Genomic DNA, 24,784 nt, shown 5'->3' with positions numbered 1-24,784 from the left:
TCCGCGCCTTCCCCACGCCTTCCACGTCCAGCGGGAGCGATCGCCATGTCCGAGGAAACCTCCAGTCCGCACAACAGCGAACGCCATCGCGTGAACGTGCAGGACGACTATGAGCTGCGGTATTGGGGCGAGCGTTTCGGCGTGTCGCCGGAGTTGCTGCGGCATGCCGTGGACGCGGTGGGGACGAGTGCGAAGACCGTCGAGGAGTGGCTGCAGGCCCATCGCTGAGACACGCGACGAGCTTCAGCACTGCCACGGCCGCTGGCCCTCCCCGCCCTCTCCCGCAAGCGGGAGAGAGCGCGCGACAGGGAGTGGCACGACGATTGCCAGTTCCTGAGCTTGCCGATCCCGGCCAGCCAGGAGTCCCCAGCATGGATCTCGACACGGATCGATCGGACGCGGACGTCGCGTCTTCCCCCGCGGCGGCTGTCCGCCCGACCGTCCCGCCTCTGGCGCCGAGAGCGGCGCCGCATCGTGCGCGATCTCGCGCCGCGGACTGCTGATCGCTGGCGCGGGTGCGTCCGCCGCAGTCTCCGCCGGCTCATCGCTGGACGCCGCCGCGCAGGCCCCTCGCCCGCCTCGTCCGCCGGCGCCAAGCCCCAGGAGAACCTCGTGGCCACCACCCGCGTGACACTCAGCGTCAACGGCCAGCCGCACACGCTGGTCGTCGACAACCGCACCTCGCTGCTGGACCTGCTGCGCGAGCACCTGCAGCTCACCGGCACCAAGAAGGGCTGCGACCACGGCCAGTGCGGGGCCTGCACAATCCACCTGGACGGCCGGCGCGTCAACGCCTGCCTGACGCTGGCGGTGATGCACGAGGGCGCGAAGGTCGTGACCATCGAAGGCCTCGGCACCCCCGAGAAGATGCACGCGATGCAGACCGCGTTCGTCCGCCACGACGGCTACCAGTGCGGCTACTGCACGCCGGGGCAGATCTGCTCGGCCGTCGCGGTGCTCGACGAGATCAAGGCCGGCGTGCCCAGCCACGTCACGCCCGACCTCAACGTCCGTCCGCTGCTGTCCATCGACGAACTGCGCGAGCGCATGAGCGGCAACCTCTGTCGCTGCGGGGCTTACTCCAACATCATCGACGCGATGGCCGACGTGGCCGGCGTCCCCGTGCCGGGTGCCGGCGACCGGAGGTCCGCATGAAGCCGTTCACCTTCGAGCGCGCGGCCTCGCCGGCCGCCGCCGTGGCCGCCGCCGCGAGACAGCCCGGCGCGCGCTTCATCGCCGGCGGGACCAACCTGCTCGACCTGATGAAGCTGCAGGTCGAGACGCCCACGCACCTGATCGATGTGAACGGCCTTGGCCTGGATCGCATCGAGGCGGGTCCCGAGGGCGGCTTGCGCATCGGCGCGCTGGTGCGCAACACCGACCTGGCCGCCGACGCCCGCGTGCGACGCGACTACGGCGTGCTGTCGCGCGCGTTGCTCGCGGGTGCGTCGGGCCAGTTGCGCAACCGCGCGACGACCGCCGGCAACCTGCTCCAGCGCACGCGCTGCCCCTACTTCTACGACACGGACCAGCCTTGCAACAAGCGTCAGCCCGGCAGCGGCTGCTCGGCGATCGGCGGCATGAGCCGGCCCCTGGCCGTGATCGGCGTCAGCGAGGCCTGCATCGCCTCGCACCCGAGCGACATGGCGGTGGCGATGCGGGTGCTGGACGCGACCGTGGAGACGATGCGCGCCGACGGCCAGGCGCGGCGCATCCCGATCGCGGACTTCCACCGGCTGCCCGGCAACACGCCGCACCTGGAAACCACGCTGGAAGCCGGTGAGCTGATCACCGCGGTGACACTGCCCAAGGCGATCGTCGGCACGCATCTCTATCACAAGGTCCGCGACCGGGCGTCCTACGCCTTCGCGCTGGTCTCGGTGGGCGCGATCGTCCAGCGCGACGGCAGCGGGCGCTTCGCCGTCGGCGGCATCGCGCCCAAGCCCTGGCGATCCGAGGCGGCCGAGCGTGAGCTGCGCCGGGGCGCGCCCGCGGCCGCGGCCGCGTTGCTGACCGGCGCGACGCCGACCGCCGAGAACGCCTTCAAGCTGCCGCTGGTGGAGCGCACGCTCGCCGCCGTGCTGTCGCAGGCCCAGGTCACCGGGAGGACCGCATGAAGTTCGACACCCCCGCCACCACGAACCCGATCGACCAGTTGCGCGTCGTCGGCAAGCCGACCGACCGCATCGACGGGCCGCGCAAGACCACCGGCACCGCGCCCTACGCGTACGAGCGCCATGACGTGGCGAAGAACGTCGCCTACGGCGTCGTCGTCGGCGCCGGCATCGCCAAGGGCCGGATCTCGACGCTGGATGTCCAGGCGGCGGAAGCCGCGCCGGGCGTGCTGGCCATCGTCACCGCCTACAACGCCGGCAAGCTCGGCAAGGGCAAGATGAACACGGCCAGGCTGCTCGGCGGGCCGGAGATCGACCACTACCACCAGGCGATCGCCGTGGTCGTGGCCGAGAGCTTCGAGCAGGCGCGCGCGGGTGCGGCGCTGATCCGCGTCGAGTACGCGCGGGAGGACGGCGCCTTCAGCCTGGCCAAGGCCAAGGACGGCGCCAAGCCGCCGAAGGAAGCGAACGACACGCCGCCTTCGACACAGGTCGGCGATTTCGACGGCGCCTTCGCGCAGGCGGCGGTGAAGATCGACCAGACCTACACGACGCCCGACCAGTCGCACGCGATGATGGAGCCGCACGCGACGCTGGCGGTCTGGGAAGGCGACAAGCTCACCGTCTGGACCGCCAACCAGATGATCGACTGGGGCCGCGGCGACCTGGCGAAGACGCTGGGGCTGGGACGGGACAAGGTCCGGTTGATCTCGCCCTTCATCGGCGGCGGTTTCGGCGGCAAGTTATTCCTGCGCGCGGACGTGCTGATGGCCGCGCTGGGCGCGAAGGCCAGCGGCCGGCCGGTGAAAGTCGCGCTGCAGCGGCCGCTGATGATGAACAACACGACGCACCGGCCGGCGACCATCCAGCGCCTGCGCATCGCCGCCGGGCGCGACGGGAAGATCACCGCGATCGGCCACGAGAGCTGGTCGGGCGACCTGCCCGGCGGCGGCCCGGAGACGGCGGTCGCGCAGACGCGGCTGCTCTACGCGGGCGCGAACCGGATGACCGCGATGAAGCTCGCGGTGCTGGACCTGCCCGAGGGCAACGCGATGCGCGCCCCGGGCGAGGCGCCGGGGCTGATGGCGCTGGAGATCGCGATCGACGAGATCGCGGAGAAGGTCGGCATGGACCCGGTGCAGTTCCGCATCGTCAACGACACGCAGGTCGATCCGGAGAAGCCGGAGCGGCCGTTCTCGCAGCGCCGCCTGACGGAATGCCTGCGCACGGGCGCCGAGCGCTTCGGCTGGAGCCGGCGCGCCGCGCCCGGTCAGCGGCGTGAAGGCCCCGGCGGGCGCTGGCTGATCGGCCTGGGCGTCGCGGCGGCGTTCCGCAACAACATCGTGATGAAGTCCGCCGCGCGCGTGCGCCTGGACCGCCGCGGCATCGTCACCGTCGAGACCGACATGACCGACATCGGCACCGGCACGTACACCATCCTCGCGCAGACGGCGGCGGAGATGATGGGCGTCGGGCTCGAACAGGTCGTCGTGCGGCTGGGCGATTCGGCGCTGCCGGTATCGGCGGGCTCGGGCGGTCAATGGGGGGCCAACAGCTCGGCGTCCGGCGTCTACGCGGCCTGCGTCGCCTTGCGCGAGGCGATCGCGAAGAAGGCCGGGATCGATGCCAAGGACGCCGTCTTCGCCGACGGCCAGGTACGCGGCGGCGGCCGCAGCGTCCCGCTGGGCGAGGTCGCCGGCAGCGAAGGCCTCGCCGCGGAGGACAAGATCGAGTTCGGCGACCTCGACAAGAAGTACCAGCAGTCGACCTTCGGCGGCCATTTCGTCGAGGTCGCGGTCGACGCCTTCACCGGCGAAGTCCGCGTACGGCGCATGCTGGCCGTGTGCGCGGCCGGCCGCATCCTGAATCCGAAGGCGGCCCGCAGCCAGGTCATCGGCGCGATGACGATGGGCGTGGGCGCGGCGCTGATGGAGGCCTTGCATGTCGACGAACGGCGCGGCTTCTTCGTCAACCACGACCTCGCGGGGTACGAGGTGCCGGCGCATGCCGACATCCCGCACCAGGAGGTCGTGTTCCTCGACGAGACCGATCCGCTGTCGTCGCCGATGAAGGCCAAGGGGGTCGGCGAACTGGGCATCTGCGGCGTCGCGGCCGCCGTCGCGAATGCGATCTACAACGCCACCGGCGTGCGCGTCCGGGACTATCCGGTCACGCTCGACAAGCTGCTGAAGGACTTGCCGAAGGTCGCCTGAGACTGCCCTTCCCCGGCGGCGGCGAAGGCCCTCCGCGACCTTCGGCGGACTTCAGCGGCCCTTGGCGTCCGCCACCTCGTGCGTCGGGCGCATCGCCTCGCCGAGGACCGCGGCGAGCACGTCGATGTCATACGGCTTGGGCACCAGCGGCACGTTCGGCGCCTCCTCGATGCGCACCGGATGGCCGCTGGCCAGCACCATCGGCAAGGTCGGCTTCAGGACCTTCAAGGTCCGCACCAGGTCCACGCCGCTGCGCTCGCCCGGCATCACGATGTCCGTCAGCACGACGTCCGCCGTCAGGCCGCCGCGCAGCAGGTCCAGCGCGTGATCGGCCGTCGGCGCCGTCTTCACCGTGAAACCGCGTTCCTCCAACGCCTGCGCGGTCAGCTCACGCACCGAGGGCTCGTCCTCCACCAGCAGTACCGTGCCGGAGAAGCGCCGGTCCGCATCGGGTCCGTCGGCCCGCTCGATCGGCCCATCGGCCTCAGTCCGGCCGTGCGATCGCGGCAGCCACAGCGTGACCTCGGTGCCCAGGCCGATCTTGCTGACGATGCCCGCCGTGCCGCCCGCCGAGCGCGCCAGCGCGTAGACCTGCGCCAGGCCCAGGCCCGAGCCCTGCCCCACCGCCTTGGTCGTGAAGAACGGTTCGAACGCGCGTTCCATCTGCTCCTGCGTCATGCCGTCGCCGGTGTCGCGCACCGCGATCGCGACGTACTCCCCCGGCAGCAGCTCGGGCGCGAGTCCCACCGGGTCGGCCTCCGCCAGCACGCGCTTGCGCGCGGAGACGGTGAGCCTGCCCCGACCGTGCATCGCGTCGCGCGCGTTCAGCGCGAGGTTCAGCACGGCGAGCTCGAGCTGGACAGGATCGGTGCGCACGGGCCACAGGTCCTCGTCGATGTTCAGCTCGACATCGACGGCGCTGCCCACCGCGCCGCCGGCCAGCGCCATCAGCTCCGGCAGCTGGCGTCGCAGGTCGATGACCGCCTCATGCCCCACCTGCGGTCGTCCGAAGGCCAGCAGCTGCCGCGTCAGCTGCGCCGCCTTCGCGGTGGCGCGCTGGCAGGCGTCGAGCGCCGTGTCCGCGCGCGGATCGGTGCTGAGCCGGCGCGCCAGCTGCAGCCCCGTCGTCATCGTCTGCAGCAGGTTGTTGAAGTCGTGCGCGATGCCGCCGGTCAGCCGGCCCAGCGCCTCGAGCTTCTGGCTGCGCAGCGCCGCCTGCTGGGCATGGCGCGTCTGCGCCACCGCGGCGTCGATCTCCTCGCGCAGGCGCGACTCGTTGCCCGCGCGCTCGCGGCTGGCCGTGGCCAGCGCATGCTGGACGACGTCGATCTCGTCGACACCCCCGGGCACTTCGTCGATCGTCGCGCCGCCGCCCATGCGGATCGCATCCTTGCGCAGGCGCCGCAGCGGATCGGCGATCGCGCGGCTCATGCGCCGCGCCAGCACCAGCGCCAGCACGATGAAGGCCAGCGACAGCGCCAGCATCATCGCGAACGCCCGCCAGGCGCCCTTGGCGAGCTCCGACTGGCTCAGGCCGATCAGCACCACCCAGCCCGAGTCGGGCGCACGGCTGAAGACGGTGAAGACCGCCTCGCCGTCCAGCGTGCGCGCGTCGACTACGCCCTGGTCGCCGCGACCCAGCGCGGCGAGCATGTTCGCGCTGGCCCGCTGGCCGACGCGTTTCTCCGGGTCGCGGGTGCGCGCGATGACGACCGCGTTGCGGTCCAGCACGACGCCCAGCCAGCCCTCGGGCAGCGGCTGCTGGCGGAAGATCTGCTGCATCTCGCTGACCGGGCTGCCGTAGCCGAGGTACATCGGCTTGCCCAGCACCGTCACCGGCACCCGGACCGCGAAGCTCGGCTGGCCGTTCACCGGCCCGGTGTAGAGATTGGAGACCAGCAGCCGGCGCGAGGTGTCGACGCCGTCGGTGAATCCGCCGGCCGCCGGCAAGGGCTGACCCCAGGCGATGCGCGTGTTGATGAGCTGGCGACCTTCGGGCGTCGTCAGCACGATGGTGTTGGGCGTACCGGCCACCAGCCGGGCGGCTTCGCCGTGGAAGAGCGCCAGCCGGCCTTCGGCCAGGCTGGGCGACACGCTGAGCGCCTGCAGCAGCGCGGTGCGCACCGCCATCTCGCGGTCGGCCACCAGGCTCAGCGCCTCGGCGGTCTCGGTGGCGGCGGCCACCGCCGCGCGGCGCTCGGTCTGGAACACGGCCACGCCCGCGATCACCGACAGCAGCAGCGTCGGCAGGACGATCAGCCAGACCATGGCGCGCAGCTTGCCGCGGACGGACCCGGCGCGTGGCGCGGTGGAGGACGGGGTCCGTGGGAGCATGGTGGGCGGATTCTAGGCGCGGGCCTTGCCGGAGACTGACGCGAGCGCGCCACCGGGCGCCCCGGCCTGCCCCGGTGCGGTGCCGGCGAGGATGACGAGGACAAGCGACGATGACGATGACGACGAAGGCAACGAACGCGAAGAAGGCAACGGTCGCGACGAGCGCAACAAGCGTGACGAGGACAGCGGCGGAGGACGCCCGATGAAACTGCTCGTCATCGAGGACGAGGACAAGCTCGGCGACTACCTGCGCGACGGCTTGACGCAGGAAGGCTTCGTCGTCGATCTGGTGCGGGACGGCGTGGACGGCCTGCACCAGGCCAGCGAGGGCACCTACGACCTGGTGCTGCTGGACGGCGTGCTGCCGGGCATCGACGGCCTGGCCGTGCTGGCGGCACTGCGTCAGCAGGATCACACACGCGCGCTGCCGGTGCTCATGATGACGGCGCGCGCCGAGGTCGAGGACCGCGTGCGCGGCCTGCAGGCCGGCGCGGACGACTACCTGTGCAAGCCCTTCGCGTTCTCCGAGCTGGTGGCCCGCGTCCAGGCGCTGCTGCGCCGCGCGGCCGGGACGCCGCCGGCCGAGCCCGCCCTGCTGAAGCTGGCCGATCTCGAGGTCGACCTGTTGCGGCGCAAGGTCCATCGCGGCGGGCAGCGGCTGGACCTCACGCCCAAGGAATTCAGCCTGCTGACGCTGCTGTTGCGGCGCCAGGGTCAGGTGTTGTCCCGGACCGAACTCGCCGAGCAGGTCTGGGACATGAACTTCGACAGCGAGACCAACGTCGTCGAAGTCGCCGTGCGACGGCTGCGGGGCAAGCTCGACAAGCCGTTCGGCGTCGAGCTGCTGCACACCGTGCGCGGCGTGGGTTACGTGCTGGAGGCCCGCGACACGTAGCGGCCGCCCGTGCCCTTGCGGCGCCAGACCGCGAGCAGGCCCACGCCCGCCACCAGCATCGCCCAGGTCGACGGCTCCGGCACCGGCGCGGCGAGCTGCTCGAAGGCCAGCTGCTGCATCACCCGCACCTGCGCCTCGGAGATGCCCAGCTGTGCCGCCGAGGTCTCGCCCACGCCCAGGCTGCGCGGATCCAGGCCGGTGATCTTGCCGAAGATCGTCAGCGCCTCCAGGTAGCTGCCGTACATGCTGGCGTGGTAGTTGTCGCTGGCCCACAGCTTGACCTTGCCGGCGTCGATACCGTCGTAAGGGTTGGTGTCCGCGAAGCCCTGGGACATCGCACGGTTCCAGGCCAGGCCGACCGGGATCACGCCGCCGATCTTGTCGGACGCCTGGTCCGCCTGCAGGTAGCCGGCGTAGACGTCCTCGGCCATCTTGTAGATCGACTGGCCGTACCAGGCGCCGCTGGGCGGATAGGTCTGGTCCGCGCGCGACCAGGTCGCCATCAGGTCGATCCTGACGTTCGCGTTCTGCGCATGCAGCGCGTCGGCCAGCAGGCCCGAGTACTGGATCAGCTTGGCCGGATTGCCCGGCTGCGACGCGTCCAGCGTGCTGTAGCTCTGGAGCACGACCCGGTCCCAGGGCTTGTTGATCAGGTCCATCTTGGTGTTGTAGTGCAGGTCCAGGCCGCTGCCGCCGACGGTCTCCAGGCTGACGTCGTAGTTGAGCCCGGCCTGCGCCGTGAAGGCCTTGAACAGCGCCGGGATGCCGCCGATGCCGGTGCCGTTGAGGTCGGTCACGGAGCCGGGGTTGAACTGCATCACCGACGAGCCTTGCGCGTAGGTGAAACTGTTGCCGACAAACAGGATGGTCTCGGCCTGGGCCGCGCCCAGCGACAGCGCCAGCGCGAGCCCCGCCAGCGAGCGTGTGGCGCGCAAGGTCCCTGCGAACCGGGTGGTGGATCGGATCATTTGTCTTCCTCGGTTGGAGTCGTGGATGCGCGCGGGCGCGATCTGTCGCCGGCCCGGCGCTCTTCCGTTATAGGGAGCGGGACGCCGTCCGGTAAGGGCGTGGCGCAGGCCCCCTAGAACGCTGTGCGGACAGCATCGACAACCCGGTGCGCTGGCGCACGCAGTCCGGGACACCCGGCGCCCGCGCGGACTCCCCGCGTCCACGGGGGGACGCACACGCAATGGCACCAAAGACACGCTCCGATACCCCGGCGGGTACGGTGCTTGCCATAGTGGTCCGCTGGAACGGATGTGCAGTTCCTGGAGCTATCGATGTCCCTGTCCCTTGCCGCAAACCCTGCCGCCACGCCGCCTCGCGCGAACCAGCTGCTCGCGCAGCTGCCCGCCGAGGATCGCGCGCGCTGGTCCGCGCAGCTCGAGACCGTGGAGCTGCTGAAGGGCCGCGTGCTCTTCGAGGCCGGCACCCCGGCCACCCACGTGTATTTCCCGATCACCGCGATCGTCTCGCTGATCCACACGACCCATTCGGGCGCGTCGACGCAGGTCGCGATGATCGGCTCCGAAGGCGCCGCGGGCCTGGCGGCGGCGATGGGCGGAGAGTCCCCGGCCTGCCGCGCCGTCGTGCAGCGCGCCGGCCTGGCGTTCCGCATGCGCGTGCCGATGGTGCGTGAGGAGCTGCTGCGCGCAGGGCCCGCGACGATGCTGCTGTTGCGTTATGTGCAGTCGTTGATCAGCCAGGTCGCCCACACGGCGGTCTGCAACCGTCACCATTCGCTCGAACGGCAGCTGTGCCGCTGGCTGCTCCAGTCGCTGGATCGTCAACATGGGCATTGCGAGCTGTCGGTCACCCAGGAGTCGATCTCCAACCTGCTGGGCGTGCGCCGCGAGGGCGTCACCGAGAGCGCCCAGCGCCTCCAGGCCGCCGGCCTGATCCGTTACTCCCGCGGACATATCGCGGTGCTGGACCGGCCGGGGCTGGAGGCCCGGGCTTGCGAGTGCTACGCCCTGCTCAAGCAGGACTTCCAGCGTCTGCTGCCTCAGGGCCAGGACGACGCGAGCGCGGCCACCTCTGCCACCTTCGCGCCCGTCGCCGTGCAGGCCTGAGAACCCTGCATCACTGTTGAAGCATCGCGACGAACGTCCCGTCGATGACGGGACCTCGTCGAGCGCGCCATGGGCGCGCTCCTCGACATGAAAGGACATCGGCTCGCGCCGGCGCCCCGTCATGCATTCACATCAGCGACAGCACCTTCGGACACCCGCATGCCCTCGTGTGCCGCCGCTCGGACCGGCCCCGAAGGGCCGGTCGCCAGATCACTTCTCCGAACGGGTCCGGCGACGTGCCACGAAGCCGACCGCGCCGAGACCGGCCAGCAGCATCGCGTAGGTCGAGGGTTCCGGCACGGCCGCGAAGTTGACCGAGCCGCCGCCCTGACGGATGCGGAAGCCGCCCGCGAAGGGCTCGACCTGCGACGTCGTGTTGGAGAACGAGGTCAGCGCGATGCTGTAGGCGGGGGACGAGCTCTGGAAGCCCGGCACCAGCCAGTTCAGCGTCAGCTTGGCGTTGGCCGACGGGTTGAACGTGCCGTCACCCAGCGGCGTGGTCGCCACGGTGCCCAGCACCAGCGAGCCGCTGGCCAAGGCCACTTCGCCGGTGGCGGTTTCCGTCGGCGTGTTGCCGGCGAAGCCGAACGACGAGGTGCCGTTGTAGCCGTACAGCGTGTAGGTCAGCGAGGTCAGCGTGCCCAGCGTCGGCGTGGTGCCCGGGTTGCCCGGCGACGTCAGCGTGCCGTTGCCGCTGAACTGGATGTAGAAGCCGTAGTCCGAGTTCAGGCCGCCGGACGGCAGCGTCAGGCCACCCAGTTGGGCGGCGCTGATCGCCAGGTAACCGGATTCCGTGAACGTGTTGCCGGCCCCGAAGGTGATGGTCGAGTAGTTCGACACCAGCAGGTTGTCGGCGGTGAACGACGCGCCGTCCAGGCCGGCAGAGGCCGGATCCCAGGTGAATTGCGGGAGCGCGGAAGCGCTGGCGCTGACGGCGGCCAAGGCGAGAGCCAGCAGGGTACGCTGGAACGCGATGGGCTTCCGGGCGAGCAAAGGCAGGGTCATGGTGGTTGCTCCGAAAGGGAAATCCGCGAATTGCGGACACCGGAGTTCACCACCCGTCACAGAGGGAGTCTGTTCGTCCACCCACATAAAAACTCCCCTCTTCCGCATGTACCAGGAAGGTGCTACGAAAGGGGTTCCCGTGCCTGAAAACACCCCTCGAACAGGGGGTGCTGCAGTGCAACAAAAACACGGAATCCTCGATGGCGTCGAGGGAAACGCCTGGGGGCAGCATAGCCGACCGACTCGATCCTCGCGACATCGGCCCCCATCCGGGCTCTCGCCATGGACCTGCCGTGACGCACCGCGGAGTGATGCGAATTACTGCGCTCGGCCGACGCTTTTCAAAAGGCCCACGGCGAGGGCGCGACCGGACAATCCGGCATCGCGTCCCGACGCCGCCCCCAGCCCCGCACACCATGTCCCAATCCAGCCGTACCGCCACCTCCGCCGCCCTCTCCTCGACCGCCCTCTCCGGCGTGGCGGGCCTGATGCTCGGGCAGATCGTCCTGGCGCTGGCGTTGCACCATGGCCGCTCGGTCGAGGGCCTGGGCTACGCGCTGGTGTTCCTGCTGGCCGGCGGCGCCTCGGTCGCCTGCTTCCTCGCGCATCGCCACCAGCAGCGCCGTCCGCGCGACGAGCCGGCGCCGCTGCGTCTGTGGCTGGGCGCGATCGCGCTGGGGGCGTTCCTCTCGATGGCCGCGGCAGGCTCGTTCTGAGTCGCCGGGCGGCGTCTCCCGACGCCGCCGTCCTGGGTGCCGTCCATCGACGTTCACCGCGATTCACCGACGCCCATCGACCTGTCAGGTCGTCTTCCGGATGGACCGTGGTCTTCGCGCCCGGTCATCGCCCCCTGGACACCGGTTTACTCGTCGTCCTCTTCCTCGTCGTCCGCGTGCTCGGGATCGGGTCCCGCGGACGGATCGTCGCCGCTGGCCAGGTCCTCCACATCGATGCTCGCGTCGATGTCGTCGGGCGTCGGCGAGCGGCTGACGCGGTCGGGCAGGATGTCCGCCGACTCATGATCCCTGCCCGGCGTCGCCGAGGCGCGCTCGCCGGTGCCGAACCGGTCGGTGTCGCTGCCGGGATTCGATGGCGTCGCGCCGAGCTCATCCGGATCGTCAGGACCCGTGCTCATCTGGCGCTCGCCCGAGACGTCGCTGCCGCTGTCGGAGCTGTCGCTCGGTCCGAGCGAGTCGGTGCCCCGCCCCTTCGCCTGCGCGGGGGCCTGCGTGCCGCCGAGGATGCTGCTGGTCGCCATGGTGCTTCTCCTGTGAGACCCGGACGGGTCGATGCAGGAATGAGGCAAGCCCCGAGCCCGCCGCCTCACGGCGGCCCCCACACCCACCCGCCTCTCCCGCCTCTCCCGCCAACGGGCGAGGGAGCCCGACCGGATCCCGTCTCGGCGTCAGCCCGAGCGTTTCTGGTACACGCGCTCCTTCGCGGCGATCTCGACGAATTCGCCGGCGTGCGCCGAGAAGCGCAGCGTCTCGCGCGCGCCCAGGCCGAGGAAACCGTTGCGGCACAGCGCCTCGGTGAACAGCCCCAGCGCGCGGTCCTGCAGGGTGCGGTTGAAGTAGATCAGCACGTTGCGGCAGGACACCAGCTGCACCTCGGCGAACACGCTGTCCGTGGACAGGCTGTGATCGCTGAAGACGATGCGCTCCTTCAGCGCCTTGTCCATCAGCACGTGGTCGTACGCGGCGGTGTAGTGCTCCGACAGCGAGCCGTGCCCGCCGGACGCGCGGTGGTTCTCGGTATACAGCGGCACCTGATCGACCCGGTACACCCCCGCCTGCGCCTGCGTCAGCGCCTCGTGGCTGATGTCGGTGGCGTAGATCAGCGTGCGGTCCAGGAGGCCCTCCTCCTTCATGAGGATGGCCATCGAGTACGCCTCCTCGCCGCCGCTGCAGCCCGCCACCCAGATCCGCAGCGACGGGAAGGTGCGCAGCACCGGCACGACCTGCTCGCGCAGCGCGCGGAAATACTCGGGGTCGCGGAACATCTCGCTGACCTGCACGGTCAGGTCGCCCAGGACCGACCGGAAGACCTCCGCCTCGTGCAGCACGCGCCCTTGCAGCTGAGAGAGGTTCTGACAGCCGAAGCGCTGCTGCGCGGCCTTCAGCCGGCGCCGCAGCGAGCTGCCCGCGTAATCGCGGAAGTCGTAGTGGTAGCGCTCGTAGATCGCCTCGAGGATCAGCCTGACCTCGAGGTCGTCCGCGTGCCTGCCAGGCGTGTCGTGCGTGCCGTTCGAGCCCTGCGTCATCGTCCGTGGGTCCTCAGCGCGGCATCCAGACGCGGACCAGCGAGAGCAGCTTCTCGATGTCCAGCGGCTTGGCGATGTAGTCGTTGGCGCCGGCGGCCATGCACTTCTCCTGGTCGTCCTTCATCGCCTTGGCGGTGAGCGCGATGATCGGCAGCCGGCGCATGTCGGGACGGGCGCGGATCTCGCGCATCGCGGTGTAGCCGTCCATCTCCGGCATCATGATGTCCATCAGCACCAGGTCCACCGCGGGCATCGCGCCGGCGCCCTGCAGCGGCGCGGAGAGCCGCTCCAGCGCCTCGCGGCCGTTGCGGGCGATGTCCACCTTCACCCCCTTGGGTTCGAGCACGGCCGACAGCGCGAAGATGTTGCGCACGTCGTCCTCGACGATCAGCACGCGCCGCCCCTCGAGCATGTTGTCGCGCGCGCGGACCTCCTTGAGCATCTTCTGGCGCTCCGGCGGCAGCTGCGATTCGACCTGGTGCAGGAACAGCGTCACCTCGTCGAGCAGCCGCTCGGGCGAGCGCGCGCCCTTGATGATGATGGAGCGCGAGTAGCGCCGCAGCTGCTGCTCCTGCTGCGAGGTCAGCGTGTGGCCCGTGTAGACGATCACCGGCGGGAAGGCGACGTCCTCCTGCAGCGCCATCTGGTCGAGCAGGTCGTAGCCGCTCATGTCGGGCAGGTTCAGGTCCATCACCATGCAGTCGAAGGTCGAGCGGCGCAACGCCTCCAGCGCCTCCGCCGCGGTCGCGACGCCCTCGATGCGGACCTCGTCCGCGGCCAGCAGGTGGCGGATGCTGTCGAGCTGGCGCGCATCGTCCTCGACCACCAGCACCGTGCGCAGGCGCTGCGAGAACTTGGCCTCGAGCTTGTGCAGCGCGACCTCGAGCTCCTCGCGCTTGACCGGCTTGAAGGCGTAGCCGATCGCGCCGCGCTCCATCGCCTCGTGGGTGTAGTCGGCGACCGAGATCACGTGCACGGGGATGTGGCGCGTCAGCGGCTCGCGCTTGAGCTGGTCCAGCACGCCCAGGCCCGAGTGGTCGGGCAAGTTCATGTCGAGCAGGATCGCGCTCGGCGCGTAGCGCTGCGCGATGGACAGGCCGTTCCCGGCCGTGTGCGCCATCAGGCAGACGAAGCCCATCTCGCGGATCAGGTCGCGCAGGATCAGCGCGAACCGCTGGTCGTCCTCGATGATGAGGATGGCGCGGTCGCCCGGCACCCAGGACAGGCGGTCGTCGTCGAGCTGCGGCAGGCGCGGCTCGGGCGCGGCCGGCGCGGGCTCGCGCAGCAGCGACTCGGCGGTGGCCATCGCCTCCTCCGGCGCGCGCAGCGCGGGCAGGACCGCGTCGAAGGCGGGCACCGCCGGCGGCGCCTTGACGGGCGGATGACCGGTGCCGTGGGACGGCGCCTGTGCCGGCGACAGCGGACGCGGACGCTCGTCGCCCAGCGGCGCCTCGTGCACCAGCGGCAGCACCAGGCTGAAGACCGAGCCCTGGCCGGGCGTGCTCTGCAGGTGGATGTCGCCGCCCAGCAGCCGTGCCAGGTCGCGCGAGATCGACAGCCCCAGCCCCGTGCCGCCGTACTTGCGGTGCGTGCTGCCGTCGGCCTGGCGGAAGGCGTCGAAGATCAGCGCCTGCTGATGCGGCGGGATGCCGATGCCGGTGTCCTTGACCGTGAAGGCCAGGCGGCCGTCGGTGGTCGAGCCGACCTCCATGCGCACCGAGCCGCGCTCGGTGAACTTGAGCGCGTTGGACAGCAGGTTCTTGAGCACCTGGCCGACCCGCCCCTCGTCGGTCTCTATCCATTCCGGCGCGCCGGGCGCGAGCTGCAGGCCGAAGGCCAGGTTGCGCTGCGCCGCGACCGGCGCGAAGACCTGCGTCAGCTGCTGCAGCAGGCGCGGCACCGAGACGCGCTCGACCTGCAGGTCGACCTTGCCGGCCTCGATCTTGGACAGGTCCAGGATGTCGTTGATCAGCATCAGCAGGTCGTTGCCGGCCGAGCTGATGGTCTGGGCGAAGCGGACCTGCTCGTCGCTCAGGTTGCCGTCCTTGTTGTCGGCCAGCAGCTTGGCCAGGATCAGCGTCGAGTTCAGCGGCGTGCGCAGCTCGTGGCTCATGTTGGCCAGGAACTCGCTCTTGTACTGGTTGGAGCGCTCCAGCTGCTCGGCGCGGTCGGTCAGCATGTCCTGCGCGGCCGTCAGTTCCGAGCGCTGCAGCTCCAGCTGCCGCGCCTGCTCCTCGAGCTGGACATTGCTTTCCTCGAGGTCGGTCTGCTGCCGCTCCAGCCGCAGCTGCGAGTCGCGCAGCGCATTGCCCTGCTCCTCGAGCTCCTCGTTGCTGGCGCGCAATTCCTCCTGCTGCATCTGCAGTTCCTCGGCCTGGCGGCGGCTCTCCTCGAGCAGCGCCTCCAGCCGGCTGCGGTCCTTGGCGGCGCGCAGCGCCATCGCGATCGGCTCGGCGACGCGCGCCAGCAACTCGCTTTCCGCGGCGCCGACGTGATGCAGGAAGCCCAGTTCGATCACGCACTGCACCCGTCGGTCCAGGCCGGCCGGCGCGATCATCAGCTCCGTCGAATCCGCACGGCCCAGCGACGAGGTGATCGGCAGATAGTCCGCCGGCAGCTGCTTCACATGCACCGGGCGGCGATCGCGCGCGGCCTGCCCCAGCAGCGTGTCGCCGCCGCGAACGACCGGTGGCGCCGCGTCCGTGCCCGTGGCCACGGGCAGCGCGTAGCCGCCGACGCGCAGGAAGCTGCCGTCGTCCTGCGCCACATAGAACGCGCCGACGCGTGCATCGGTCCAGCGCGCGAGGAAGCTGGTGGCGATGTCGGCGAGGCGCTCCACATGCGGATCGCCCTGCAGTTCCACACCCAGCCCGGCCAGGCCGGCCTTGAGCCATTCCTCGGTCTTGGCGGCGCGGTAGGCGCGCGAGCTCAGCACCGCGGCGACCGCGGTCAGCAGCAGCAGCAAGGCCGAGCCGCCCCACATCACGCCGACCGTCTGCTGCACGGCACCGTCCCACAAGGCGCGGCGTTCGGCGGCACGGTCGCGCTCTTCACGCTCCATCTCGCCGAGCAGCGTGCGGATGCGCTCCATCAGGATGCGGCCGCGGTCGCCTTTCACCAGCGTCACCGCCGCGGCGCTCTCGCCCGCGCGCCGTGCCGCGATGGTTTCCTCCATCTCCGCGAGTTTCGCCTTGAAGAGCTGCTCCGCGGTCTCCAGGCGCGCCAGCTGGGGCCGGTAGTTCTGGAAACTCGCGCGCAGCCGCTCCGCCGCGGCGGGAATCGTGACCTGCGCGGTGTTGAAGGGCACGAGGTAGCTGTCGATGCCGGTCAGCAGATAGCCGCGCTGGCCGGTCTCCGCATCCTTCATCGCCGAGCCCAGGGTCTGGATCTGCTCCTGCACGATCAGCGTGCGCGCCATCGCGTCGGCGGACTCGGACTGGGCCTGCTGCGAGCGGTACGAGAACCACGCGGTGGTCATGATCGTGATCACCGCCAGCGCGAAGCCGAGCAGCGTGGGCAGCGGCAGCCAGTCGTGGCGGCGCACGCCGTGGGCGAGGTGGAGGTCGTTGCCCGAGTAGGCCTTCGAGGCGGCGGTGGACGTCGTGGTGTTCATGGAAGCGAAAACGGGGCGGCCGGAGCGGGGGTCGCATGCTAGCGCGCCCCGCCCCGGCCGGCCCCAGGAATCCTCACTGGGTCGATCGATCGATGACCGTGCCCGTCTATTCGCGCGGCTCGCCGCGTGCGTTGACGGTCACGGTCGCTCCCGGCTGTCGCCGGGTCTGCATGTAATGGTCCTGTCCCTTGAAGCGGTAGGTCACGTCCCAGTACTGGGGGTTGCCGTTGTTGGGGGCAGCGCCGCAGCGCTGCACGTTGCGCACGTCCTTGTCGCGGTTGACATTGCTGCCCACCACCGCGCCGCCGACGGCGCCGGCGACCGTCGTGGCCGTCTGTCCGGAGCCGCCGCCGAACTGGTGGCCGAGGATGCCGCCGAGCACGCCGCCGACGACCGCGCCGCCGACATTGGGCCGGTCACGCACTTCCTTCTGCTCGATCCAGCAGCGCTGCTGCTCGTCGCCCATCACGGCACGGACCGAGACAACCTGCGCCTGGTACAGGCCTTCCTCCCCCGGCGGAGGTAGGTCGGTTGCGGGTCCGGGCCGTAGCGGTCCCGGCTCACGTCCTCGCCGATGCGGCGCGCGGAGCTGATGCGGTTGTCCAAGCCCATCGACTTCAGCGAGGGGTAGCTGCCCGGCTGCAGCACGCGGCAACGGCCGGCATAGCCCGGGTCCTCGCAGACCTCCCAGCGCTCGCCGCGGACCTCGATGGAGGACGCGCGGTCGTCGAAACCGATCTCCTTGAGGAAGTTGATCTGCGACTCCGTGCCCGCGTTGCGGCCGCGGAAATTCTCGTTCTCATAGAACGTGATGTCGGCCATCGCGTGGCCCGCCAGGGCGCAGGCGGTCGCGGCGACCGCGACCTTGAGCGCGCGCTTCATCGTCGGTGCGGAGGATCGGTTCATGGCAGTCCCCATCGTGGTTGCTGTGATGCGACCACTGTGGGCCGGCGCGCGCGCCGGGTCTGTCGGGCCGGGCTGGGCGCGTGTGTAGGACGCCGCGCCGCGCGCGCTTCGGCCCGCATGCCTGCTGCACTGCCGCATCGTGGACATGCCCGGCTCGCCCTCACCGGCCTTCAACGTTCGGACTGCAGCCGCGGCAGCAGGAGCTCGAACATCGTGCCCTGCCGTGCCCGCGAGACGCCGATCAGCGAGCCGCCATGGGCGCGCGCGACACGCTCGGGTTCCTGCAGGCCGGGGCCGACCTGCGCCGAGGACATCCCCGACACCGGCTCGTTGCCACCGAACAGGTGGATGGAGGCCTCCGGCTCCAGCACGGTGTCGAAGCTGATGCGCAGCATCAGCGAGCGCCGTGCGCTGCCGTCGACCTGGATGCGGATCTCGCTGTCGCCGGCATGGGTGGCCGCCTGCATCAGCAGTTGATCGAGGGTCTGCGCCATCAGCTCGATGTCGAAGTCGCCGCTCGTGTCGCCGATGCGGTCGAACGCCGGCGGCGCCCACATCACGGCCTGGTTGCTCTCGATGTCCAGCCGCTGCGCGGCCAGGGTCGCCAGGTCGCCGCGCACCGGCTGCACCTGCAGCAGTTCACAGGGCCGGCGCGCCAGGCTGCCGAGGTGGTCCACCTGGCGGCCCAGCAGCGTCGCCGCGGCCTTGACGCGCTGGCCGGCCTTCTGCAGCGACGGCGATTCGGTCTGGCGGATCAGCAGCTCGGCGTTGAGCATCATGACCGACAGCGGACTGCGGATGTCGTGGCTCAGCGCGCTCAGCATCAACGCGTTGACGCGCGCCAGCCGCTCCTGCTCGACGATGCGCTCCGCCAGCAGCTGGCGCTGGCGGTGCAGGTCGGCGAAGACGGCCACCTTGCTGCGCAGCACGTGGGCGTCCACGGGCTTGTAGATGAAGTCGACCGCGCCGGCCTCGTAGCCCTTGAAGCTGCGCTGCGCCTCCTGTGAACCGGCGGTCAGGAAGATGATCGGGACGTGCCGGGTACGCTCCGTGCCCCGCATCAGCTCAGCGAGGGTGAAGCCGTCCATGCCCGGCATCTGGATGTCCAGCAGGGCGAGCATCACATCGTGCGTGAGCAGCAGTTCCAGCGCGGCGGGTCCGGAATCGGCCGTCAATACCTCCAGGCCGGAGTCGGCCAGCAAGGCTTTCATCGCGAGCAGGTTCTGCGGCTTGTCGTCCACCACCAGCACGCTCATCTGATCCGCCACGTCGTTCTCCCAATCATGATCATCTTGGTCTTGAATGTCTGACAGCGCCATTGGGCAACTGGCGTGCCCACGCCGACTTGGGAGATACCCTCCCCCAATCCTCGCCCAAGGATGTCTTTGGGCGAGGAGCGGCGAGCGTACGATCGCGCCGCCGTGACGTCCACGCGCCCTGCCCCTGCCGGCGGCGGACGACACCCTCCTTTTCCAGCCTTCCCCCGCCTCACTCCCTGCATCCCCGGCGCGGACCCCGCGCCCCGAGAGGACACGATGAAACAGAACAGCGCCGCCGTCGAAGAACTCCTGTCCGTCCACCGCGACCAGGTCCTGGCCGAATGGCAAGCCGAGCTGGCCGCCGCCAGCGGGGGTCGGGCGCTGGCCAGCGAGAGCCGCGAGACCGGCGACCTGCTGAACGCCATCCTGGGCGGTGTGCGCGCCAATGGCAGCACCGAGAATTTCGACGACGCGCCTTGGTCCAACGTGCGCTCAGTGCTGGGCCAGCTGTCGGCCTCGCGTGCCGCGCAGGGCTCGACCGCCGCCGACACCAGCCGTTTCGTGCTGGCGTTGAAGAAGCCGCTCTTCGCCGGCGTGCAACGCAAGTTCGCCGGCGACGCCGCAGCCCTGGGCGACGCCACCTGGGCGGTCTCCTCCCTGCTGGACAACATGGCGCAGTACACCGTCACGACCTACCAGCGCAGCCGCGAGGAGATCATCGGCCGCCAGCAGCAGGAACTGCTGGAGCTGTCGACCCCGGTCGTCAAGCTGTGGGACGGCGTGCTGGCGGTGCCGATGATCGGCACGCTGGACAGCGGCCGCACACAACTGGTCATGGAGGCGCTGCTGCAGCGCATCGTCGAGACCGGCTCCGCGCTGGCCATCATCGACATCACCGGCGTCCCGACCGTGGACACGCTGGTCGCGCAGCATCTGCTCAAGACCGTCACCGCGATCCGGCTGATGGGCGCGGACGCGATCATCAGCGGCATCCGGCCGCAGATCGCCCAGACCATCGTGCACCTGGGCATCGACCTGGAAGGCATCACGACCAAGGCGACGCTGGCCGACGCGCTGTCGCTGGCGTTGAAGCGCACCGGCTTCGTCGTCACCAAGGGCCGGCCCGCCGCCGGCGCGGTCTCCGGACTGAACGCCGCATGACCACGCGCATCCCCATCCTGCGCATGGGCAGGACACTGCTGGTCACCATCCAGGTCGACCTGCAGGACCAGACCGCGCTGGCGCTGCAGGACGACCTCGCCAACAAAATCCAGGACACCGGCGCCACCGGCGTGCTGATCGACATCTCCGCGCTGGAGATCGTCGACTCCTTCATCGGCCGCATGCTGGCCGGCATCTCCAGCATCGCCAAGGTGCTGGGCGCGAATTCGGTGGTTGTCGGCATGCAGCCGGCGGTCGCGATCACGCTGGTGGAACTGGGGTTGACGCTGCATGGCGTGCGCACCGCGCTGAACGTCGAGCGCGGGATGGAACTGCTGCGCCAAGCCGACGACCTCAACGATGCCGACGACGTCTCCGATGACGGCCTGGCGGCGGGCGACGACGTCGACGCGCCGGGACCGACCCGGTGACGGCGTCCGCCATGAGCGACTCCACCTCGTCCGGCACCCTGCCGATCCGCAGCGAGGCCGACATCGTCCTGTCGCGCCAGCTCGTACGCAAGCTCTCGCAGGAGCTGAAGTTCTCGCTGGTCGACCAGACCAAGATGATCACCGCGGCCAGCGAACTGTCGCGCAACACGCTGGTCTACGGCGGCGGCGGCGCGATGGAATGGTCCCTCGTGCAGTCGGGCGTGCGCTCGGGATTGAGACTTGCCTTCGTCGACGAGGGACCCGGCATTCCCGATCTGGAGTTGGCGATGAAGGACGGATGGACCTCGGGCAACGGCATGGGCATGGGCCTGTCCGGCAGCAAACGGCTGGTCAACGATTTCGAACTGGAGTCGGCGCCCGGCCGCGGGACGCGCGTGACGATCACGCGCTGGAAGTAGCCATGCGCGCGTTCCGACGCTTCCCCATCGACGACGCGAGTCAGGTGGGCGAAGCCCGCCGTGCCGCGCAGGCACTCGCGACCGAACTCGCCTTCGACGAGGAATCCGCCGGCCGGCTCGCGCTGGCGGTGACCGAACTCGGCACCAATCTCTTCCGCCATGTCGGCCCCGGTCGCGAGGCCGCGCTGCTGATCGGCGTGGACGAGACCACCCTGCGCGGCGGCCAGGACGCCCAGGACGGCGCGAATGCCGCCGAGGGCCTCGGCGTGCAGGTGCTGTCGCTCGATCAGGGCAACGGCATGGACCTGTCGCGCTGCCTGCAGGACGGATACAGCACCGGCGGCACGGCTGGGACCGGCCTGGGCGCGATCCGACGGATGGCGGACCGCTTCGGCGGATTCTCCGCGCCGCAGCGGGGCACCGTGCTGGCCGCGCGCTTCGGCCCGCGCACCGATCGAAGCCGCATCGGCGCGCCGACCGCCGTCGCGTCGGCAGTCAATAGTGCCGCCGATCTCGCCTTCGACGTCGGCGGCCTGTCGCTGGCCGCGCCGGGCGAAACCGTCAGCGGCGACGCCTGGGCGCTGAGGCGCGATCATGATCAAGGCCGCGAGCGCTGGTCGCTCGCCGTGGCCGACGGTCTGGGCCACGGCGTCGACGCGGCCGAGGCCTCGGACAAGCTCATGACGCTGCTGGCTCGTGCCGATGCCGCGCATCTCGCCTCTCCGGCCGCCTTCCTGGAGCGCTCCCACGACAGCCTGCGCAGCACGCGCGGCGCGGCGTCCGCGGCGCTGTCGCTCACGCCGGACGGCCCACTGCTGTTCGCCGGCGCGGGCAACATCTCGGGACGCCTGATCTCGGGCGTGTCCGACCGGACGCTGCTGTCCCAGCACGGCACGCTCGGCGTCCAGATCCGCCGCCTGCAGGATGTCGTCTACGATTGGCCGCCGCACGCGGTGCTGGTGCTCTATTCCGACGGCATCGTTTCCCGCTGGTCGCTGGAGGAGACGCCCGGTCTGCTGCAGGCCGATCCGGCGGTGATCGCAGGCTGGATCCTCCGCGACCACCTGCGCGGCAGGGACGATGCGACGGTGGTGGTGGTCCGCCGCCAGGATCGCGCATGACGCTCAAGAAGGACACGATGCCCATCGACGACACCGTCGCCATGCGCGACGCGCTGGACAGCTCGCAGGCGCAGGTCGAGGCGCTGCAGGCGGAGCTCGACGAGACCAACCGCGGCGTGCTCGCGCTGTACGCCGAGCTCGACACCCAGGCGCAGCAGCTGCGCCAGGCCACCGAGCTCAAGAGCCGCTTCCTGGCCTACATGAGCCACGAGTTCCGCACGCCGATCTCGTCGATCCGCAGCCTGACGCGGCTGCTGCTGGACCGTGTCGACGGTCCGCTGACCGACGAACAGGAAAAGCAGATCAATTTCATCCGCACCACGTCGGAAGAATTTGCCGACATGGTCAACGACCTGCTCGACCTGGCCAAGGTCGAGGCGGGCCGCATCGACATCTCGCCGGCCTGGTTCGAGCTGGTCGACCTCTTCGCGGCGCTGCGCGGCATGTTCAAGCCGGTGCTGGTCAACCCCGACGTGCAACTCATTTTCGAGGAACCGCAAGGCATCGCCCAGCTCTTCACCGACGACGCCAAGCTCTCGCAGATCCTGCGCAACTACATCTCCAACGCGCTGAAGTTCACCGCGCAGGGCGAGGTGCGCGTCAGCGCCGTGACCGCACCGGGCGCGGGCGGCGAGGACGAGATCACCTTCTCCGTGACCGACACCGGCATCGGCATCGCCTCGGAGTTCCACGACGCGATCTTCCAGGACTTCACCCAGATCGGCTCGCCGATCCAGAAGCGGCTGCGTGGCACGGGCCTGGGCCTGTCGCTGAGCAAGCGGCTGGCGGAGCTGCTCGGCGGCCGCGTCGGGCTGCGCAGCGAACCGGGCGTGGGCTCGGTGTTCTCGGTGACGCTGCCGCTGCAACTGCCTGGCGCGCCGGACGCCGCAGGTCGGACTGCCGATCCCGCCGCCAGCAACGCCGCGTCTGGGGCTGCCACGGAGGTGCCCGACGCATGAGCGAGGCGCGCTTCATCGACCGTTCGCAGCATCGGGTGCTGGTGGTCAACGACGACCCGATCGGTCGTTACACGACGGTGCGCCAGCTCAACGTCGCCGGCTTCCCCACGGCGGAGGCCGCCACCGGCGCGGACGCACTCCGGATCGCGGACCAGGGCCTGTCGGCCGTCGTGCTCGACATCCATCTGCCCGACATCGACGGCTTCGAACTCTGCCAGCGCCTGCGCGCGCAGGTCAGCACCTTCCGGCTGCCGGTCATCCACCTGACCGCGGCCTACCTCACCGACGAGGACAAGGTGCGCGGCCTGGACGCCGGCGCCGACGCCTACCTCACCCACCCGGTGGAGCCGGCGGTGCTGGTGTCGACGATCCAGGCGCTGGTGCGCACGCGCGCCGCCGAGGACGCGATGCGCCGCAGCGAGACCAAGTTCCGCGCCGTGTACGCGCAGGCCCCCGGCGGCATCTGCCTGCTGAAGGCCGGCGACGGCACCGTGCTGGACGCCAATCCGGCGATGCTCGCGCTGCTCGGCCTGGAACCGGACGAGGGCGAGGCCGTCCTCGGCCGGCCGCTGACGGATTTCGTCCCGGACGCGGACCTGCCCGCCGCGCGCGCCTTCATCGCCGCGCTCGGCCTCGACGGGCTCCAGGCCGAGTTCCCGCTGCAGCCGCACGACGGCCCCGGCGTGCCGGTCGAGTGGACCGCCTCGCCGCCGATCGAACCCGGCGTGTGCATGGCGATGGCCGCGGACATCTCTCAGCAGCAGCAGCTCGCGCGCCGTCGCCAGGAACTGCTGGACCGCGAGCGCAGCGCGCGCAGCGAGGCCGAGGCCCTGTCCCGGATGAAGGACGACCTGATCGCGGTGCTGTCCCACGAGCTGCGCACGCCGCTGAACGCGATCATGGGCTGGACGCACGTGCTGCAACGGCACAGCCCGCCGGAGCTGCTGACCAAGGGCCTCGCGGCCATCGACCGCAACGTGTCCATCCAGGCGCGGATGATCACCGACATCCTCGACATGTCGCGCCTGAACATCGGCAAGCTGCCGCTGACGCGCGAGCGCGTCGAGGCCGGCGAGGTGCTGCGCACCGCGGTGGCGGCGATCCAGCACACGCTCGATGAAAGCGGGCATCGGATCGCGCTCGACCTGCGCGACGAAGCCACCGTGCTGCTGGCCGACAGCGGCCGGCTGCAGCAGGTGATCTGGAACCTGATGGGCAACGCGGCCAAGTTTTCGCCCCGTGGCAGCGCGATCACGCTGTCGCTGCGCGCCCAGGACGCGGGCGTGCTGGTCGAGGTGCGCGACGAGGGCCAGGGCATCGCGCCCGAGTTCCTGCCGCATGTCTTCGACCGCTTCACGCAGAGCGACGCCGCGAGCAGCCGCCAGCACGGCGGCCTGGGCCTCGGCCTGGCGATCGTCAAGAGCCTGGTCGAGGCGCACGGCGGCTGGGTCGACGTGCGCAGCGAAGGGCGCGGCCACGGCGCGGCGATCCGCTTCTGGCTGCCTGGCGAGGAGGTGGCCCCGTCGATGCTGGAGTCGGACACGGGCGCAGGCGGTCTGAGCGTGTTCGGCGCGCTGGGCGTGTCGGGCGATGCGGGACCGGGCGCCGGCGATGCGCCGTCGGTCTCATTGACGGGATTGCGCGTACTGGTCGTCGAGGACGACGTCGACGCCGGCGCGATGCTCAAGCTGATCCTCGAGGAGCGCGAGGTGCGCGCGACCGTGGTCCACAGCGCGGACGAGGCGCTGATGGCGCTGGCGGGCAACGCGTTCGACCTGCTGGTCAGCGACATCGGCCTGCCGGGTCGCGACGGCTATGAGCTGATCCGCGAGATCCGCGCGCTGGAGCCCCCGGCGAGCGCCTGCCGGCGATCGCGCTGACGGCCTTCTCGCGCGATCTGGACCGGCAGCAGGCGCTGCAGGCGGGCTTCGACGCCCACCTGGCCAAGCCGCTCAAGCCGCCGCTGCTGATGCGGCTGGTGGCGCAGCTGTCGGGCGGCTGAGCCGCCTCGTCGTGCCG

General features: G+C 70.5%; 22 protein-coding genes. 13 read left to right on the top strand and 9 right to left on the bottom strand.

Going from position 1 to position 24,784, the window contains the following annotated elements:
* Positions 1 to 45: 45 nt before the first annotated feature.
* The 4 genes from ACQ86G_RS20730 to paoC all read left to right on the top strand — a co-directional run bounded on the left by ACQ86G_RS20730 (position 46) and on the right by paoC (position 4,327).
* Complete coding sequence (locus tag ACQ86G_RS20730; protein ID WP_088404346.1) at positions 46 to 228, top strand: DUF3606 domain-containing protein; 183 nt, start codon at positions 46 to 48, stop codon at positions 226 to 228.
* A gap of 384 nt (positions 229 to 612) precedes the next feature.
* Positions 613 to 1,155, top strand: coding sequence for a 2Fe-2S iron-sulfur cluster-binding protein (locus ACQ86G_RS20725; RefSeq protein ID WP_431257090.1), 543 nt, complete (start codon positions 613 to 615; stop codon positions 1,153 to 1,155).
* On the top strand, positions 1,152 to 2,117 hold the full coding sequence (locus ACQ86G_RS20720) for an FAD binding domain-containing protein (RefSeq protein ID WP_431257089.1): 966 nt from the start codon (positions 1,152 to 1,154) through the stop codon (positions 2,115 to 2,117). Before ACQ86G_RS20725 ends, ACQ86G_RS20720 begins: the two co-directional genes overlap by 4 nt.
* Positions 2,114 to 4,327 carry an aldehyde oxidoreductase molybdenum-binding subunit PaoC gene (paoC, locus tag ACQ86G_RS20715; protein WP_431257088.1) on the top strand — a complete coding sequence of 738 codons (2,214 nt, stop codon included), beginning with the start codon at positions 2,114 to 2,116 and terminating at the stop codon, positions 4,325 to 4,327. Before ACQ86G_RS20720 ends, paoC begins: the two co-directional genes overlap by 4 nt.
* Positions 4,328 to 4,378: 51 nt before the next feature.
* On the opposite strand, the gene ACQ86G_RS20710 is transcribed toward paoC, so the two are convergent.
* Complete coding sequence (locus ACQ86G_RS20710) at positions 4,379 to 6,661, bottom strand: ATP-binding protein (RefSeq protein ID WP_431257087.1); 2,283 nt, start codon at positions 6,659 to 6,661, stop codon at positions 4,379 to 4,381.
* Positions 6,662 to 6,863: 202 nt separating this feature from the next.
* On the opposite strand from ACQ86G_RS20710, the gene ACQ86G_RS20705 reads away from it, so the two are divergent.
* Positions 6,864 to 7,556: a heavy metal response regulator transcription factor gene (locus tag ACQ86G_RS20705; RefSeq protein ID WP_431257086.1), complete on the top strand. Its 693-nt coding sequence runs from the start codon at positions 6,864 to 6,866 to the stop codon at positions 7,554 to 7,556.
* Here ACQ86G_RS20705 and ACQ86G_RS20700 read toward each other — a convergent pair.
* Positions 7,529 to 8,524: a DUF4886 domain-containing protein gene (locus ACQ86G_RS20700; RefSeq protein WP_431257085.1), complete on the bottom strand. Its 996-nt coding sequence runs from the start codon at positions 8,522 to 8,524 to the stop codon at positions 7,529 to 7,531. The two genes, ACQ86G_RS20705 and ACQ86G_RS20700, sit on opposite strands and share 28 nt — an antisense overlap.
* Positions 8,525 to 8,836: 312 nt before the next feature.
* On the opposite strand from ACQ86G_RS20700, the gene ACQ86G_RS20695 reads away from it, so the two are divergent.
* Positions 8,837 to 9,628: a Crp/Fnr family transcriptional regulator gene (locus tag ACQ86G_RS20695; RefSeq protein ID WP_431257084.1), complete on the top strand. Its 792-nt coding sequence runs from the start codon at positions 8,837 to 8,839 to the stop codon at positions 9,626 to 9,628.
* 210 nt (positions 9,629 to 9,838) lie between these two features.
* Here ACQ86G_RS20695 and pepA read toward each other — a convergent pair whose 3' ends face one another.
* Entirely contained in the window at positions 9,839 to 10,633 is a 795-nt protein-coding gene (gene pepA / locus ACQ86G_RS20690; protein ID WP_431257083.1) for a flocculation-associated PEP-CTERM protein PepA, read from the bottom strand.
* Between the two features lie 416 nt (positions 10,634 to 11,049).
* On the opposite strand from pepA, the gene ACQ86G_RS20685 reads away from it, so the two are divergent.
* On the top strand, positions 11,050 to 11,349 hold the full coding sequence (locus tag ACQ86G_RS20685; RefSeq protein WP_431257082.1) for a hypothetical protein: 300 nt from the start codon (positions 11,050 to 11,052) through the stop codon (positions 11,347 to 11,349).
* A gap of 146 nt (positions 11,350 to 11,495) precedes the next feature.
* Here ACQ86G_RS20685 and ACQ86G_RS20680 read toward each other — a convergent pair whose 3' ends face one another.
* The 6 genes from ACQ86G_RS20680 to ACQ86G_RS20655 all read right to left on the bottom strand — a co-directional run bounded on the left by ACQ86G_RS20680 (position 11,496) and on the right by ACQ86G_RS20655 (position 18,683).
* Entirely contained in the window at positions 11,496 to 11,891 is a 396-nt protein-coding gene (locus tag ACQ86G_RS20680; RefSeq protein WP_431257081.1) for a hypothetical protein, read from the bottom strand.
* A gap of 147 nt (positions 11,892 to 12,038) precedes the next feature.
* Entirely contained in the window at positions 12,039 to 12,896 is an 858-nt protein-coding gene (locus ACQ86G_RS20675; protein ID WP_431257080.1) for a CheR family methyltransferase, read from the bottom strand.
* A gap of 13 nt (positions 12,897 to 12,909) precedes the next feature.
* Entirely contained in the window at positions 12,910 to 16,509 is a 3,600-nt protein-coding gene (locus tag ACQ86G_RS20670; protein ID WP_431257079.1) for a response regulator, read from the bottom strand.
* A gap of 106 nt (positions 16,510 to 16,615) precedes the next feature.
* Positions 16,616 to 16,975, bottom strand: coding sequence for a glycine zipper 2TM domain-containing protein (locus tag ACQ86G_RS20665; protein ID WP_431257078.1), 360 nt, complete (start codon positions 16,973 to 16,975; stop codon positions 16,616 to 16,618).
* Entirely contained in the window at positions 16,975 to 17,415 is a 441-nt protein-coding gene (locus ACQ86G_RS20660; protein ID WP_431257077.1) for a beta/gamma crystallin family protein, read from the bottom strand. Before ACQ86G_RS20660 ends, ACQ86G_RS20665 begins: the two co-directional genes overlap by 1 nt.
* A gap of 170 nt (positions 17,416 to 17,585) precedes the next feature.
* A complete protein-coding gene (locus tag ACQ86G_RS20655) occupies positions 17,586 to 18,683 on the bottom strand; it encodes a response regulator (RefSeq protein ID WP_431257076.1) in 1,098 nt (365 codons plus the stop codon).
* Between the two features lie 267 nt (positions 18,684 to 18,950).
* Between ACQ86G_RS20655 and ACQ86G_RS20650 the strand changes: the two genes are divergently transcribed.
* From ACQ86G_RS20650 to ACQ86G_RS20625, 6 genes are read left to right on the top strand one after another with little or no spacing between them, the layout of a single operon-like run.
* The gene (locus ACQ86G_RS20650) at positions 18,951 to 19,835 is read left to right on the top strand and encodes an STAS domain-containing protein (RefSeq protein WP_431257075.1); all 885 of its coding nucleotides are present in this window, start codon (positions 18,951 to 18,953) and stop codon (positions 19,833 to 19,835) included.
* Complete coding sequence (locus ACQ86G_RS20645; protein WP_431257074.1) at positions 19,832 to 20,266, top strand: STAS domain-containing protein; 435 nt, start codon at positions 19,832 to 19,834, stop codon at positions 20,264 to 20,266. The genes ACQ86G_RS20650 and ACQ86G_RS20645 overlap by 4 nt, the downstream gene beginning before the upstream one ends.
* Before the next feature lie 11 nt (positions 20,267 to 20,277).
* Positions 20,278 to 20,685 carry an anti-sigma regulatory factor gene (locus ACQ86G_RS20640; RefSeq protein ID WP_431257073.1) on the top strand — a complete coding sequence of 136 codons (408 nt, stop codon included), beginning with the start codon at positions 20,278 to 20,280 and terminating at the stop codon, positions 20,683 to 20,685.
* Positions 20,686 to 20,687: 2 nt separating this feature from the next.
* The gene (locus tag ACQ86G_RS20635) at positions 20,688 to 21,806 is read left to right on the top strand and encodes a SpoIIE family protein phosphatase (protein WP_431257072.1); all 1,119 of its coding nucleotides are present in this window, start codon (positions 20,688 to 20,690) and stop codon (positions 21,804 to 21,806) included.
* Positions 21,803 to 22,765, top strand: a complete 963-nt coding sequence (locus ACQ86G_RS20630; RefSeq protein WP_431257071.1) for a sensor histidine kinase — start codon at positions 21,803 to 21,805, stop codon at positions 22,763 to 22,765. Before ACQ86G_RS20635 ends, ACQ86G_RS20630 begins: the two co-directional genes overlap by 4 nt.
* Entirely contained in the window at positions 22,762 to 24,645 is a 1,884-nt protein-coding gene (locus tag ACQ86G_RS20625; protein WP_431257070.1) for a response regulator, read from the top strand. Before ACQ86G_RS20630 ends, ACQ86G_RS20625 begins: the two co-directional genes overlap by 4 nt.
* Positions 24,646 to 24,784: the final 139 nt, after the last annotated feature.

The organism is Roseateles chitinivorans (genome assembly GCF_050632145.1).
In the GTDB taxonomy this organism is placed as follows: domain Bacteria; phylum Pseudomonadota; class Gammaproteobacteria; order Burkholderiales; family Burkholderiaceae_C; genus Roseateles; species Roseateles chitinivorans_B.
Note: the sequence above shows the minus strand (reverse complement) of the source record. Positions and strands in the feature narration are given on the sequence as shown.

What these genes read in the sequence shown, in the direction of transcription:
- ACQ86G_RS20730 (WP_088404346.1), top strand. Translation starts at nt 46, where the DNA reads ATGTCCGAGGAAACCTCCAGTCCGCACAACAGCGAACGCCATCGCGTG.
- ACQ86G_RS20720 (WP_431257089.1), top strand. Translation starts at nt 1,152, where the DNA reads ATGAAGCCGTTCACCTTCGAGCGCGCGGCCTCGCCGGCCGCCGCCGTG.
- paoC (WP_431257088.1), top strand. Translation starts at nt 2,114, where the DNA reads ATGAAGTTCGACACCCCCGCCACCACGAACCCGATCGACCAGTTGCGC.
- ACQ86G_RS20710 (WP_431257087.1), bottom strand. Translation starts at nt 6,661, where the DNA reads ATGCTCCCACGGACCCCGTCCTCCACCGCGCCACGCGCCGGGTCCGTC.
- ACQ86G_RS20705 (WP_431257086.1), top strand. Translation starts at nt 6,864, where the DNA reads ATGAAACTGCTCGTCATCGAGGACGAGGACAAGCTCGGCGACTACCTG.
- ACQ86G_RS20700 (WP_431257085.1), bottom strand. Translation starts at nt 8,524, where the DNA reads ATGATCCGATCCACCACCCGGTTCGCAGGGACCTTGCGCGCCACACGC.
- ACQ86G_RS20695 (WP_431257084.1), top strand. Translation starts at nt 8,837, where the DNA reads ATGTCCCTGTCCCTTGCCGCAAACCCTGCCGCCACGCCGCCTCGCGCG.
- pepA (WP_431257083.1), bottom strand. Translation starts at nt 10,633, where the DNA reads ATGACCCTGCCTTTGCTCGCCCGGAAGCCCATCGCGTTCCAGCGTACC.
- ACQ86G_RS20685 (WP_431257082.1), top strand. Translation starts at nt 11,050, where the DNA reads ATGTCCCAATCCAGCCGTACCGCCACCTCCGCCGCCCTCTCCTCGACC.
- ACQ86G_RS20680 (WP_431257081.1), bottom strand. Translation starts at nt 11,891, where the DNA reads ATGGCGACCAGCAGCATCCTCGGCGGCACGCAGGCCCCCGCGCAGGCG.
- ACQ86G_RS20675 (WP_431257080.1), bottom strand. Translation starts at nt 12,896, where the DNA reads ATGACGCAGGGCTCGAACGGCACGCACGACACGCCTGGCAGGCACGCG.
- ACQ86G_RS20670 (WP_431257079.1), bottom strand. Translation starts at nt 16,509, where the DNA reads ATGAACACCACGACGTCCACCGCCGCCTCGAAGGCCTACTCGGGCAAC.
- ACQ86G_RS20665 (WP_431257078.1), bottom strand. Translation starts at nt 16,975, where the DNA reads ATGGGCGACGAGCAGCAGCGCTGCTGGATCGAGCAGAAGGAAGTGCGT.
- ACQ86G_RS20660 (WP_431257077.1), bottom strand. Translation starts at nt 17,415, where the DNA reads ATGAACCGATCCTCCGCACCGACGATGAAGCGCGCGCTCAAGGTCGCG.
- ACQ86G_RS20650 (WP_431257075.1), top strand. Translation starts at nt 18,951, where the DNA reads ATGAAACAGAACAGCGCCGCCGTCGAAGAACTCCTGTCCGTCCACCGC.
- ACQ86G_RS20645 (WP_431257074.1), top strand. Translation starts at nt 19,832, where the DNA reads ATGACCACGCGCATCCCCATCCTGCGCATGGGCAGGACACTGCTGGTC.
- ACQ86G_RS20640 (WP_431257073.1), top strand. Translation starts at nt 20,278, where the DNA reads ATGAGCGACTCCACCTCGTCCGGCACCCTGCCGATCCGCAGCGAGGCC.
- ACQ86G_RS20635 (WP_431257072.1), top strand. Translation starts at nt 20,688, where the DNA reads ATGCGCGCGTTCCGACGCTTCCCCATCGACGACGCGAGTCAGGTGGGC.
- ACQ86G_RS20630 (WP_431257071.1), top strand. Translation starts at nt 21,803, where the DNA reads ATGACGCTCAAGAAGGACACGATGCCCATCGACGACACCGTCGCCATG.
- ACQ86G_RS20625 (WP_431257070.1), top strand. Translation starts at nt 22,762, where the DNA reads ATGAGCGAGGCGCGCTTCATCGACCGTTCGCAGCATCGGGTGCTGGTG.